At 38.9% G+C, this 12,514-nt stretch carries 13 protein-coding genes; 8 read left to right on the top strand and 5 right to left on the bottom strand.

Features of this window, described 5'->3' with window-relative positions:
• The first annotated feature begins 206 nt into the window (after nt 1–206).
• From tgt to RRU92_RS00605, 3 genes are all read left to right on the top strand, one after another.
• Nucleotides 207–1,349 (top strand): tRNA guanosine(34) transglycosylase Tgt, encoded by a 1,143-nt coding sequence (tgt, locus tag RRU92_RS00615; protein ID WP_004250663.1) that lies wholly within the window; start codon nt 207–209, stop codon nt 1,347–1,349.
• 132 nt (nt 1,350–1,481) lie between these two features.
• Complete coding sequence (locus RRU92_RS00610; RefSeq protein ID WP_315639911.1) at nt 1,482–3,299, top strand: acyltransferase family protein; 1,818 nt, start codon at nt 1,482–1,484, stop codon at nt 3,297–3,299.
• A 263-nt stretch (nt 3,300–3,562) separates the two neighbouring features.
• Nucleotides 3,563–3,904, top strand: coding sequence for a metal-sulfur cluster assembly factor (locus RRU92_RS00605; RefSeq protein WP_075230952.1), 342 nt, complete (start codon nt 3,563–3,565; stop codon nt 3,902–3,904).
• Between the two features lie 43 nt (nt 3,905–3,947).
• Here RRU92_RS00605 and RRU92_RS00600 read toward each other — a convergent pair whose 3' ends face one another.
• Entirely contained in the window at nt 3,948–4,190 is a 243-nt protein-coding gene (locus RRU92_RS00600; protein WP_315639905.1) for a hypothetical protein, read from the bottom strand.
• 458 nt (nt 4,191–4,648) lie between these two features.
• Nucleotides 4,649–6,352 (bottom strand): dihydroxy-acid dehydratase, encoded by a 1,704-nt coding sequence (gene ilvD, locus RRU92_RS00595; RefSeq protein WP_315639903.1) that lies wholly within the window; start codon nt 6,350–6,352, stop codon nt 4,649–4,651.
• Nucleotides 6,353–6,536: 184 nt separating this feature from the next.
• On the opposite strand from ilvD, the gene RRU92_RS00590 reads away from it, so the two are divergent.
• The 4 genes from RRU92_RS00590 (at nt 6,537) to rpmG (ending at nt 8,242) form a co-directional block, all read left to right on the top strand.
• Complete coding sequence (locus RRU92_RS00590; RefSeq protein ID WP_315639901.1) at nt 6,537–7,544, top strand: SPFH domain-containing protein; 1,008 nt, start codon at nt 6,537–6,539, stop codon at nt 7,542–7,544.
• Between the two features lie 2 nt (nt 7,545–7,546).
• Nucleotides 7,547–7,747 carry a PTS ascorbate transporter subunit IIC gene (locus RRU92_RS00585; RefSeq protein ID WP_315639900.1) on the top strand — a complete coding sequence of 67 codons (201 nt, stop codon included), beginning with the start codon at nt 7,547–7,549 and terminating at the stop codon, nt 7,745–7,747.
• Between the two features lie 147 nt (nt 7,748–7,894).
• Nucleotides 7,895–8,077, top strand: a complete 183-nt coding sequence (gene rpmF / locus RRU92_RS00580) for a 50S ribosomal protein L32 (protein ID WP_000290417.1) — start codon at nt 7,895–7,897, stop codon at nt 8,075–8,077.
• A 15-nt stretch (nt 8,078–8,092) separates the two neighbouring features.
• Complete coding sequence (gene rpmG, locus RRU92_RS00575) at nt 8,093–8,242, top strand: 50S ribosomal protein L33 (protein ID WP_001265622.1); 150 nt, start codon at nt 8,093–8,095, stop codon at nt 8,240–8,242.
• A 601-nt stretch (nt 8,243–8,843) separates the two neighbouring features.
• On the opposite strand, the gene RRU92_RS00570 is transcribed toward rpmG, so the two are convergent.
• The 3 genes from RRU92_RS00570 to RRU92_RS00560 all read right to left on the bottom strand — a co-directional run bounded on the left by RRU92_RS00570 (nt 8,844) and on the right by RRU92_RS00560 (nt 11,866).
• Nucleotides 8,844–10,046, bottom strand: coding sequence for an IS110 family transposase (locus RRU92_RS00570; RefSeq protein ID WP_315640891.1), 1,203 nt, complete (start codon nt 10,044–10,046; stop codon nt 8,844–8,846).
• A gap of 154 nt (nt 10,047–10,200) precedes the next feature.
• Nucleotides 10,201–11,594, bottom strand: a protein-coding gene (locus RRU92_RS00565) for an IS3 family transposase (protein ID WP_315639895.1) whose coding sequence is annotated in 2 segments (ribosomal slippage) — nt 10,201–11,153 and nt 11,153–11,594 — 1,395 coding nt in all. Because the reading frame shifts where the segments join, the coding sequence is not laid out codon by codon here.
• A gap of 143 nt (nt 11,595–11,737) precedes the next feature.
• On the bottom strand, nt 11,738–11,866 hold the full coding sequence (locus RRU92_RS00560) for a FanG protein (RefSeq protein WP_281335247.1): 129 nt from the start codon (nt 11,864–11,866) through the stop codon (nt 11,738–11,740).
• Between the two features lie 28 nt (nt 11,867–11,894).
• Here RRU92_RS00560 and RRU92_RS00555 point away from each other — a divergent pair, with 28 nt between their 5' ends.
• Entirely contained in the window at nt 11,895–12,509 is a 615-nt protein-coding gene (locus tag RRU92_RS00555) for a CadD family cadmium resistance transporter (RefSeq protein WP_315639893.1), read from the top strand.
• The last annotated feature ends 5 nt before the right edge of the window (nt 12,510–12,514 follow it).

The raw sequence follows: 12,514 nt of genomic DNA, 5'->3' as shown, positions 1-12,514 counted from the left end.
AAAAAATGACGAAAATCAACAGAAATGATTTTAAATAAAAATAAGCAAAAACTCAACTAACGATAAGCAACGGAAATCAATTGTAAACACAAAATTCTTATACCATAGTTCGTGACAGTTCCTGTTTTTTTTGATAGAATCATACAGTATGCCCTTGGGCACAAAGTAAGAACTGGGACTGTCTTTCCCAGCTTCGGAGGTAAAAAATGTCAGATTCACCAATCAAATATCGTTTGATTAAAAAAGAAAAACACACTGGAGCTCGTCTGGGTGAGATTATCACACCCCACGGAACCTTCCCAACTCCTATGTTTATGCCAGTTGGGACACAAGCAACGGTCAAAACCCAATCACCAGAAGAGTTGAAAGAGATGGGTTCAGGGATTATCCTCTCTAATACTTATCACTTGTGGTTGCGTCCTGGAGATGAGTTGATTGCTCGAGCAGGTGGGCTTCATAAGTTCATGAACTGGGACCAACCTATCTTGACAGATAGTGGTGGTTTCCAAGTATACTCTCTAGCGGATAGCCGTAATATCACAGAAGAAGGCGTTACCTTCAAGAACCACCTCAATGGTTCTAAAATGTTCCTATCACCTGAAAAGGCTATTTCTATCCAGAATAATCTAGGCTCAGACATTATGATGTCCTTTGACGAATGTCCTCAATTTTATCAGCCTTATGATTATGTGAAGAAGTCAATCGAACGTACCAGCCGTTGGGCAGAGCGTGGATTAAAAGCTCATCGTCGTCCCCATGACCAAGGTTTGTTTGGGATTGTACAAGGTGCAGGATTTGAAGATCTTCGTCGTCAGTCAGCTCATGACCTTGTCAGCATGGACTTCCCAGGATATTCTATCGGTGGACTAGCAGTTGGAGAAACCCACGAAGAGATGAATGCAGTTTTGGACTTCACCACTCAACTCCTTCCTGAAAATAAACCTCGCTACTTGATGGGAGTGGGAGCGCCAGATAGCTTGATTGATGGGGTGATTCGTGGGGTCGATATGTTTGACTGTGTCTTGCCGACTCGTATTGCTCGTAACGGTACTTGTATGACCAGTCAAGGACGTTTGGTTGTCAAGAATGCCCAGTTTGCGGAGGACTTTACCCCACTTGATCCTGAGTGCGATTGCTACACATGTAAGAACTACACCCGTGCCTACCTTCGTCACTTGCTCAAGGCCGATGAGACCTTTGGTATTCGTTTGACAAGTTACCATAACCTTTACTTCTTGCTCAACCTTATGAAGCAGGTTCGTCAGGCTATTATGGATGATAATCTCTTGGAATTCCGTGAGCATTTTGTTGAAAAATATGGCTACAATAAATCAGGTCGTAATTTCTAAGATTAGTAGACCAAAGCTAAAATCCTAAGTTTTCTCTTAGGATTTTTCTTCTTTTTTTGATAAAATAAAAGTAGTATGGAATGAACATTAGATGGTTTTTTTACTACTCTAATGAACGGAGAATAAACTCGTATGCGTATAAAATGGTTTTCCTTGATTAGGATTACAGGCTTACTCTTGGTACTTTTGTACCATTTTTTTCAGACGGTTTTTCCAGGAGGTTTCTTCGGGGTTGACGTCTTCTTCACCTTTTCAGGTTTTCTAATTACGTCACTCCTGTTAGAAGAATTTGGACAAAAAGGGAAAATCGATATCTTAGGATTTTTCAGGAGACGTTTCTATCGTATTTTCCCTCCAGTCGTCTTGATGATCCTCGTCGTTATGCCCTTTACTTTCTTGGTTCGCCAAGATTATATAGCCGGGATTGGTAGTCAGATAGCTGGTGTTCTTGGTTTTATGACTAACTTCTATGAAATGTTAACAGGGGGAAGTTATGAATCTCAGTTCATTCCTCATTTATTTGTCCATAATTGGAGCTTGGCTGTTGAGGTTCATTACTATATCTTGTGGGGTTTGGCGGTTTGGTTCTTGTCCAAGCGGGTAAAATCATCTGGACAATTAAGAGGTCTAGTCTTTCTTCTATCATCAGCTGTCTTTATCATCGGTTTTCTTTCAATGTTTATCGGTAGTTTTATCGTTAGCTCCTACTCGACACTCTACTTTTCTAGCTTTACTCACGTCTATCCTTTCTTTCTAGGCAGTATTTTGGCATCTTTGGTAGGTGTTCGTCAAACGACTACTCTTGTTAAGCGTTTAAATAATACCTGGGATTTGAAAAAGACCTTGCTAGTATTCGGGGCAGGTCTCGGAGTTTTACTCTTATTAACTTTCTTCGTGAAATTTAATTATCTTTTTGCCTACTTGCTTGGCTTCTTGTTGGCAAGTTTAGCTGCCCTTCTGATGATCGTTGCAGCACGACTTTTGCATGAGAAAACTCCGACGATTGAAGAACCAAAGGTAATTAGCTTCTTAGCTGACACCAGCTATGCCGTCTATCTTTTCCACTGGCCGTTTTATATTATTTTCTCTCAGTTGATGAGCAATTTACCAGCTGTGATTCTCACCACTATCTTTTCTTATCTCTTTGCAAGCCTTTCCTTCTATGTGATTGAACCTTTCATTGCTGGGAAGAATAGTAGCTTATTGCAAAAGGTAAAAGAAATTCCGCATATTCAACCAATCTTTGCGGGTAGCGTCGGTTTTCTTAGCTTGCTAACACTGATTGTGATGTTCATAGCTCCCCAAGTCGGTGCTTTTGAAACGGATTTGATGGTAAATGGCCTTAATCAAGCTCAAACCAATATCACCCGTACAAAAACCATGGCGGATCAGGCAGAAGCCAGTCGCTACAATATTGCCGAAGGTGTATCCATCATTGGAGATTCTGTAACCTTGCGTGCAACACCTGAACTTAAAGAGGTTCTACCAGACGCTCAGACAGATGGTCAAGTCAGCAGAAATACCAAGCAAGCCAATGCTATTATGCTCAATCACAGTCAGAATAAAGTCCTCCCTAAAATAGTCGTTATTGCTACTGGAGTGAATAACCCTGAGGATTATAAGGCTGATATCGATTCTTTGATAACAAATCTACCTAAGGGGCATCAACTTGTACTTATGACACCTTATGAGGGTGATATAACTCAAGCAACTCAGCCTTATGTAGAACAGTATGCTAGCTATGTGCGTGAAGTGGCTCAAAAGTATCCTTACATTGAGGTTGCTGACTGGAATCAGGTATCTAAGGATCATCCAGACATTTGGAAAGGAACGGACCAGGTTCACTTTGGAAGTGATAATGCCAAACTAGAAGAGGGAGCTAAGCTCTACGCAGAAACGATAGCATCAGCTATAAAGGCCTTGGCAGATAAACCTGTGAAGTCAAAATAATATCTAAAAAGTAGAGATGACCTTTCTCTACTTTTTCTGATTAGAAAGTATGTCTTAGAAGCTCAAGCATTCTCTAAGCTTCTCTCTCTAACCTATGGCAATATCGTCTTACTCTAGGTTGTTAGATCTTTGGGTAGTTTGTCTCAACTATGGCAATCACTAGGCTTTCGTTTTTATGGCGGATTACGTCTTGATTGGGAAAAACTTGCCAAATTGTCAGAATTATGAGAAAATAGGTGCAGTTTACAAATGGAGGGAATGCAATGAGAGAAGATATCAAAATCAATGATCGTGCTTTAGCATTAGAAGATCAAATCATTGACAAGCTAGAAAAAGTTTACGATACAGATGTGGAACTAGATGTCTATAATCTTGGCTTGATTTACGAGATTCATTTGGACGAGGCTGGTCTTTGTACAATTGTCATGACCTTCACCGATACTGCCTGTGACTGTGCAGAAAGTTTACCAATCGAAATCGTGGCAGGTCTGAAACAGATTGAAGGAATTGAGGATGTCAGGGTTGAGGTTACCTGGTCGCCTGCCTGGAAGATTACACGCATCAGTCGCTATGGACGTATAGCACTTGGACTACCACCGCGCTAAAAAACAAGAGCTCTCTGCTAATAAACAGAGAGCCTTTTTGTTATTAGATTCCTCTAACTGCGAAATAGTGTCCACTTGGATTTGCAAAGTTAAAGTGAGGGAAAGGTTGGGTACTGATCGGACTAGTGGTGTCAGTCACTGCAGCTAGGCGTTTATGAAGACCGTGAAGATCTGCTGTCTCAAAGAGTAGGCTGGGTTTCATATCAACTACCTCTGGTGATACCTGACGAATAAAGTCTTTGGCGTAGACAGTAAAAGTCAGTGTACTGTCCGTTTGAGGTTTCATTTCAAAACCCATAATTTCTGATTGATTATAGTGAAATGAAATAGAATCTGAACAAATTTACCAGAGTAGTTAAGTCAATTTCTAGCATTTTTTAGAATTCACAGTGTACTGTTTTGTATTTGATCTACTATAAATTTAAAATTGAAAAAATGTTTATATAGTGGATTGAAATAAGATATGAACAGAGAAATTAGGAAAGTCAAACTAATTTCTAGAAATATTTTTAGCAGTTGTAGTGTACTCTTCTAGATTCAATATACTATAAAAACTTCAAAACCGATAGCAGACCAAAAGTCTCTCTCGGCTGCTACATCATCTACGTAGAGCATAATTCCTGTATTTTGTAAAAACATTGTTTCTCCTTCATAATCATAGTTAGAGCAATTATCTTATCACATTTCACGAGATAACACAAAGGATTAGAAAAAGCAGTCATTTAGCGACTGCTTATTTTCTAGTTATTTTTTACCTGACTTGTCCATATTCCAGAAGTCTGTCACGGCTCCGCGTGAAGCAGATGATACGGTATGGGCATACTTACCGAGGACACCACGACTGTAAAGTGGTGGCAAGGTTGTTTCTGCCTTGCGTTTTTCAAGTTCTTCTTCAGATACGGCCATGGAAATTTCTTTGGTATCTTGGTCAACTGTAACGATATCGCCTGTACGAAGGTAGGCAATTGGTCCACCATCCTGAGCTTCAGGAGCGATATGTCCAACAACCAGACCATAAGTACCACCAGAGAAACGTCCGTCTGTCAAGAGGGCCACCTTATCTCCCTGACCTTTACCAACAATCATTGATGAAAGTGACAGCATCTCAGGCATACCAGGACCACCCTTAGGTCCAACGAAACGAACAACGACTACATCGCCATCAACGATTTCATCTGTCAGAACAGCCTGAATAGCATCTTCTTCTGAGTCAAAGACCTTAGCTGGCCCAACGTGACGACGCACTTTCACACCTGATACCTTGGCAACCGCACCGTCAGGAGCAAGGTTCCCGTTCAAGATGATAAGCGGACCATCCGCACGTTTAGGATTTTCAAGTGGCATGATAACTTTTTGACCTGGTGTGAGGTCTGCAAAGTCAGCCAAGTTCTCAGCTACAGTCTTACCAGTACATGTGATGCGGTCTCCATGAAGGAATCCATTTGCCAACAAGTACTTCATAACCGCAGGCACACCACCGACTTCGTAGAGGTCTTGGAAGACATACTGACCAGAAGGTTTCAAATCGGCCAAGTGAGGCACACGTTCTTGGATGGTATTAAAGTCCTCAAGTGACAAGTCAACATTGGCAGCATGGGCAATGGCAAGCAAGTGAAGAGTGGCGTTAGTAGAACCACCGAGAGCCATAGTTACAGTGATAGCATCTTCAAAGGCTTCACGAGTCAAGATATCTGAAGGTTTGATACCAAGTTCAAGCATTTTGACCACGGCACGTCCAGCTGCTTCTATGTCTTCTTTCTTATCAGCAGATTCTGCTGGGTGAGAAGAAGAACCTGGCAAGCTCATCCCCAAAACTTCGATAGCAGTCGCCATGGTGTTGGCAGTATACATACCACCACAACCACCAGGGCCAGGGCAGGCATTACATTCGAGACGTTTGACGTCTTCAGCCGTCATATCACCGTGGTTCCATTTTCCGATTCCCTCAAATACAGAAACCAAGTCGATGTCTTTGCCATCCAGTTTTCCAGGGGCGATAGTACCACCGTAGGCGAAAATAGCAGGGATATCCATATTGGCAATGGCAATCATAGAACCAGGCATGTTTTTGTCACAGCCGCCGATAGCCACAAAGGCATCCACATTGTGACCGCCCATAGCAGCTTCGATTGAGTCCGCAATGATATCACGTGACGTTAGAGAAAAACGCATACCAGGCGTTCCCATGGCAATCCCATCTGCTACCGTAATGGTTCCAAATTGAACAGGCCAAGCACCAGCAGATTTGACACCTTCTTTAGCCAATTTCCCAAAGTCATGTAAGTGGATATTACATGGAGTGTTTTCTGCCCAAGTTGAAATCACTCCCACAATCGGTGTTTCAAAGTCCTTATCTGTCATCCCAGTTGCACGAAGCATGGCACGGTTTGGTGATTTAACCATGCTGTCATAAATGCTACTGCGGTGACGTTTATCTAATTCTGTCATTAAGTTCCCTCCCAATTCAGTTTGTATCATTATAGCACATTTTAAAAGCAATGAACAGAAGAAAATTCTTGAATTTTCAGACAATTCTATACAGAAATATTTTCTTTAAAAATTTTGCATTTATTTCTTGACTTTATAAATTAAAGTGATATCATTTAGATATCAAATACAGGAGGTCATTCTGATGACTGAAAAACTAATCAATTCAAAACCAAATGGTGTAGTAGCATTGATTCTCATTGAGTTGGCACTCGTACTTGGCATTTTTATATTTGTAATCGGTGCTGGTTCAGAAAATATTTTTGGAATTATTATCGGACTTTTATTAATCTTAATTTCAGTTCTAGCTCATGCTGGTTTAAAAGTTGTCAAACCTCAGGAAGCTCTGGTTTTGACCCTCTTTGGTAACTATACTGGGACTATCAAAGAACCTGGTTTTTACTTTGTCAATCCCTTCAGTATAGCGGTCAATCCTGCAATCCACACCAGACTCGGACAAAGTGGCGATGTTAGCACAAAATCTCCTTTTTCAGGAATGAAATCATCCAATGGCAATGATGTAAATATTGAAATTGGCAAGAAACAGATTTCTCTCAAAGTTATGACTTTGAGTAATTCTCGTCAAAAGATTAACGATTGTTTAGGGAACCCTGTTGAAATCGGAATCGCGGTAACTTGGAGAGTTGTTGATACAGCCAAAGCAGTCTTCAACGTAGATAACTACAAAGAATATCTTTCATTGCAATGTGATAGCGCCCTTCGTAATATTGTCCGCATTTATCCTTACGATGTATCTCCTAATGTGGATACTACAGGTGATGGGCAAGCCGATGAAGGAAGCCTCCGTGGTTCTAGTGAGATTGTAGCTAAACGTATTCGTGAGGAAATTCAAAGTCGCGTAGAGGACGCTGGTTTGGAAATCCTTGAAGCACGTATTACATACCTAGCTTATGCACCGGAAATTGCTGCCGTCATGCTTCAACGTCAACAGGCATCTGCTATTATTGATGCACGTAAGATGATTGTCGACGGCGCTGTTGGAATGGTTGAAATGGCACTGGAACGTCTCAATGAAGGAGAGTTGGTTGAACTAGATGAAGAGCGTAAAGCTGCCATGGTTTCAAATCTCCTAGTCGTTCTCTGTGGCAATCATGATGCACAACCAATTGTCAATACAGGAAGCCTTTATTAGAAATGGCAGAAGCTAAAAAAAAGCAAATCCCCCTTCGACTTTCGAATAAGTTATATACTGCACTCGCATCATGGGCAGAAGATGACTTCCGATCAGTCAATGGGCAAATCGAATATCTTCTCACCGAATGCGTCAAACAACGGAAAAAAGACGGAAAATACGTCTCAGAAACCATTGATGAACCATTCGAGATTGATATTTAGTCTATTTTCCTATCCATAAGATTGGATAGGAAAATTTTTTAATCTTTTTTTGTCAAGTAACTTTACTTTACAAAAAAGTTTTGATATACTATTAAAGTTGATGAAAATCAAACCTAACTGAATTATATCTTAAAAGGAGAAATCAAAATGGCAGTACCTGCACGTCGCACTTCAAAAGCGAAGAAAAACAAACGTCGTACGCACTACAAAGTAACAGCTCCATCTGTAAACTTTGACGAAACTACTGGAGATTACTCACGTTCTCACCGTGTATCACTTAAAGGATACTACAAAGGACGTAAGATCGCTAAAGCTGCATCAGCTGAATAATAGAAGGGAGATACCATGCGCGTAAATATTACACTTGAACACAAAGAATCTGGTGAACGCTTGTACCTTACTTCTAAAAACAAACGTAACACTCCAGACCGTCTTCAATTGAAGAAATACTCACCAAAACTTCGCAAACACGTTGTGTTTACAGAGGTTAAATAGTGGGTCATTACGTTTCAGTAGAAACGAAAAAACCTTGATTTAACGCGATTCTTGAATTTTCCAATTTCAATGTATTGCAATAAAAATCAACCGAATGACTACATTTTTGACTACATTTTTTGTGAAATAAATTAGATGTTCGGATATATAGAAAACGCTCTAGTCATATTTGTACTGATCCCAAAAAGTTAGACAATTAATTTAAGCAAAGGATTTAGTTCTGTATTGTACAGGACTAAGTCCTTTTCTACCATTTGTCAAGTATATCAAGGTATTTGATGAAAAATAGTTTGATTTCCATAGTCAAACTAAGGAAATTGTCTTTTTCTGAACTAAAGTTTAGTGAAAAAAGTGTACACTAAATCAACACCTTATCTGGTGATTTTTTTGATAAGGCGTTACAATAATATGGCATAAACAATTTTCTACCATTTGTCAAGTATATCAAGGTATTTGATGAAAAATAGTTTGATTTCCATAGTCAAACTAAGGAAATTGTCTTTTTCTGAACTAAAGTTTAGTGAAAAAAGTGTACACTAAATCAACACCTTATCTGGTGATTTTTTTGATAAGGCGTTATAATAATATGGCATAAACAATTTTACCGATTTTGGGTAGAAGTATAATCATAAAGTTTGTTATGCGTTATGAGGTAATACATTGTTCTAATGAGACGATGTATAGAGGCAATCGTGTGTGGTTTAGTTGAAGTCACTTGCGATTGTCTTTTCCGTTTCTCATAGAAGTCTGCGATATGACAAGGATTGGTGTGGCTAGCTGAAGCTATGTTATGAATGCACTTAAAAAGAATCTTTCTGGCATAGGGATTCCCACGTTTAGTGATATGTTCCTTAGCTAGAAAATTTCCAGATTCATAGTGTCTGAGGTCAATGCCTATAAAAGCATTGATTTGATTGGCAGAGTGAAATCGACGAATGTCACCAAGTTCGCCAATAATACTTGTCGCTGTGGTTTCGGCTATTCCAGGAATAGAGAGAAGAATCTCGTATTCTGGCAAAGATTGAGCTAATGTTACCATCTCCTCTAAAACACCTTGTCTGTGTTCCGAAAGCCTAAGTAACTCCCCTGCATAGTATTTGACCTCTTCTATCACTGGAGAGGTTTTCTTAACCGCACAATAAGACTGATTAGCTAGTTTTGTAAGCTTATCTACTAAGTAAGTCACACGTTTTTCAGAGATGCGTTTTGCCGTAGACTGACGGATGATAGCTGTTAATGTGGCGTCATCTGACTCCAGTACAAAACTATTACATGGAAAAGTCATGACCAAGTTCCAATATTGTTCCCCAGTTGGTGCCGACAAGATGTTTTCCAATTCAGGAAAAGTGACCTGTAAAACCTTGTGCAGACGGTTTTTAGCGCAGACGATATCCTCAGTAAGATTCTGATAGAAACGGCTGAGATCGCGTAATTCTTGATAAAGCGCTTCTTGGACATAGCTTGGTTTACGATTGAGGATGAACTGAGACGCAGCTAGTTTTTCAGCGTCAATCTTATCGGTTTTACGTACTCGTAAGCTATCTAGTTGTTTTTTGGATTCTAAGGGATTGAGCCGTGTATAAGCGTAACTATTATCCTCAAAGAAGGCCTGAAGACGACGAGAATAGACACCAGTCGCCTCGAAGATAATCTCTGGCTCGTGAACAGTCTTCAAGTCCCCAAGTAGTCGATTAAATCCGATGGCATCATTGGGAATGGTATAGCCATGTACTTTTTCTCCATTGACCAAGATGGCCACTTCTGAGCTTGCTTTACTCACGTCAATCCCAAAAACTACTCGCATGATATTACCTCTTTGTCTTGAATGATTCCTTGCTTTAGTGATGTCATTTTCAATACTCGACGTTTTTCGTCCCACATACTTTGATAACATTCTTCCTAAAACAGGTGTCTTGTCAGTTTTAGTTACGACGTCTAGCGCCAAAGGACTTATCGACTTAACAAGACACCACTACTTTAACATAACGAAAAAGTAGTGAGTACTTTCTCCCGTCGGAGATTTCCTCACTACTAATCTTAGTATGTTTTAGTTTTACCTTAATTCGTTTGTTGTTGTAGTAATCAATATAGTCTACAATAGCTTGTTCCAAGTGCTCAAGTGACTGAAACGTATTCTCATAACCATAAAACATTTCAGTCTTAAGAATGCCAAAGAAAGATTCCATCATACCGTTATCTGGGCTATTCCCCTTACGTGACATAGATGGTTGGATTCCCTTATTCTTTAAAAAATGATGATAAAAATCGTGTTGGTATTGCCATCCTTGGTCACTATGGAGAATCGTATTCTCATAGTACTTCTCTGTGAAGGCCTGGTTTAACATAGCTTCCACTTGTTCTAAGTTTGGTGAAGTTGAAAGATTATAGGCGATAATTTCGCTATTAAAGCCATCTAAAACTGGTGATAAGTAGAGTTTTTGACTGCTTGCTGGAATGGCAAATTCTGTCACATCTGTGTAGCACTTTTCCATTGGTTTGGCGGCTTCAAATTGGCGTTGAATAAGGTTATCTGCTTTCTTACCAACGTCTCCTTTATGAGAAGAATATTTTCGTTTCTGTCGCATTTTAGCTTGTAAATTGAGTACTTTCATCAAGCGTTGAACTCTTTTATGATTTACCAGATAACCACGATTTCTTAGTTCTAAATGAATCCGACGATAACCATAATTTCCCTTATGTTCGATAAAAATGGATTGAATTTCAGCTTTAAGCTCTTGGTCCTTATCTGGTTTGTCTAGCTGTTTCAAGTGATAGTAGTAGGTCGAACGAGCTAGTTTAATGGCTTTTAGAAGAATATCTAACGAAAACTCAGTCATTAATTCTTGAACAATTTCTGTCTTTCTTCTTTCTCTTTTTCCTCCTTCAATCGGAGTTCTCTCAACTTTTTTAGGATGGCATTCTCCGCTCTCAGGTACTCATTTTCTGCTTGAAGACGTTCTAATTCTGTCCTCTCTTCAGGTCTCGTTTTTAGCTTACGTCCCATTTTAGTTGGTCTCCCTCTTGTTTTCTCAACAATAGTATACCCGTTTTTCTTGTATTGTGCTAGCCAATTAAGAAGTATCGTACGACTTGGGAGGCCGTATTCAAGAGAAACTCTATCTTTAGTCCAGCCTTCATGTAAGACTTTATGAATCATTTCTTGCTTTAAATCAGGAGAATAGTAACGATTTTTTCCTTTTTTGACGAACTCTATTCCGTAACGATCAATCAATTTAATCATGTACCTAATATTAGAATTGTTGATCCCAAATTTATTTGAAAGCTTCTCTATGCTATATCCTTGTTTTCTAAGTTCATAGATCTGAACTTTATCATCATAAGTTAATTTCATAATAAAAATACCCCAAAAGTTAGATTTTTATGTCTAACTTTTGGGGTGCAGTTCATTCCAAGCGTTTTTTTCTTTTGTTAATTTTACTATATTTCAGTTCAATCTCTACCTTTTTCACTACCTTTTTTAGATAAATATATCATTTAGATATTGAAATTAAGCCCTGCTATCATTTCGATGGCAGGGCTTTTTAATGTTTGGTACACTACCTTCTTATCTATATTTTGATGGAGCTGAAGTTGACATCTATAAAGTTTAATGTTAAAATATATTCAAAAATATATTTGAATGAGGTATTTTATGATTCAAAATGTTGTTACTTCAATAATCCTGTATTCTGGGACAGCCGTAGACTTACTTATTATCCTAATGTTATTTTTTGCCAAAAGAAAAAGCAGAAAAGACATCATTAACATCTATTTAGGACAATTTCTAGGCTCTGTTAGTCTAATATTGCTAAGTTTACTTTTTGCATTTGTCTTAAATTATATTCCTAGTAAAGAGATTTTAGGTTTGCTCGGTTTGATTCCAATTTTCCTAGGATTCAAAGTTTTGCTTTTAGGAGATTCTGATGGAGAAGCTATTGCAAAAGATGGTTTGCGCAAAGATAATAAAAACCTGATTTTTCTAGTCGCTATGATTACTTTTGCAAGTTGTGGTGCTGACAATATTGGTGTTTTTGTCCCATATTTTATTACCTTAAATTTAGCGAATTTGATAGTGGCTTTACTTACTTTTCTAGTCATGATTTATCTCTTGGTTTTTTCTGCCCAAAAATTGGCACAAGTCCCTTCTGTTGGAGAAACTTTGGAAAAATATAGCAGATGGTTTATTGCCGTTGTTTATTTAGGATTGGGGATGTATATCCTGATTGAAAACAACAGCTTTGACATGCTATGGACTATGTTCGGCTAGGAGAA

This window comes from Streptococcus sp. DTU_2020_1001019_1_SI_AUS_MUR_006 (genome assembly GCF_032340315.1).
In the GTDB taxonomy this organism is placed as follows: domain Bacteria; phylum Bacillota; class Bacilli; order Lactobacillales; family Streptococcaceae; genus Streptococcus.
This window is presented reverse-complemented; position numbering and strand designations above follow the sequence as displayed.

Excerpts from the sequence above, each read along its gene's own strand:
- tgt (WP_004250663.1), top strand. The coding sequence starts at position 207 with ATGTCAGATTCACCAATCAAATATCGTTTGATTAAAAAAGAAAAACAC.
- RRU92_RS00610 (WP_315639911.1), top strand. The coding sequence starts at position 1,482 with ATGCGTATAAAATGGTTTTCCTTGATTAGGATTACAGGCTTACTCTTG.
- RRU92_RS00605 (WP_075230952.1), top strand. The coding sequence starts at position 3,563 with ATGAGAGAAGATATCAAAATCAATGATCGTGCTTTAGCATTAGAAGAT.
- RRU92_RS00600 (WP_315639905.1), bottom strand. The coding sequence starts at position 4,190 with ATGAAACCTCAAACGGACAGTACACTGACTTTTACTGTCTACGCCAAA.
- ilvD (WP_315639903.1), bottom strand. The coding sequence starts at position 6,352 with ATGACAGAATTAGATAAACGTCACCGCAGTAGCATTTATGACAGCATG.
- RRU92_RS00590 (WP_315639901.1), top strand. The coding sequence starts at position 6,537 with ATGACTGAAAAACTAATCAATTCAAAACCAAATGGTGTAGTAGCATTG.
- RRU92_RS00585 (WP_315639900.1), top strand. The coding sequence starts at position 7,547 with ATGGCAGAAGCTAAAAAAAAGCAAATCCCCCTTCGACTTTCGAATAAG.
- rpmF (WP_000290417.1), top strand. The coding sequence starts at position 7,895 with ATGGCAGTACCTGCACGTCGCACTTCAAAAGCGAAGAAAAACAAACGT.
- rpmG (WP_001265622.1), top strand. The coding sequence starts at position 8,093 with ATGCGCGTAAATATTACACTTGAACACAAAGAATCTGGTGAACGCTTG.
- RRU92_RS00570 (WP_315640891.1), bottom strand. The coding sequence starts at position 10,046 with ATGCGAGTAGTTTTTGGGATTGACGTGAGTAAAGCAAGCTCAGAAGTG.
- RRU92_RS00555 (WP_315639893.1), top strand. The coding sequence starts at position 11,895 with ATGATTCAAAATGTTGTTACTTCAATAATCCTGTATTCTGGGACAGCC.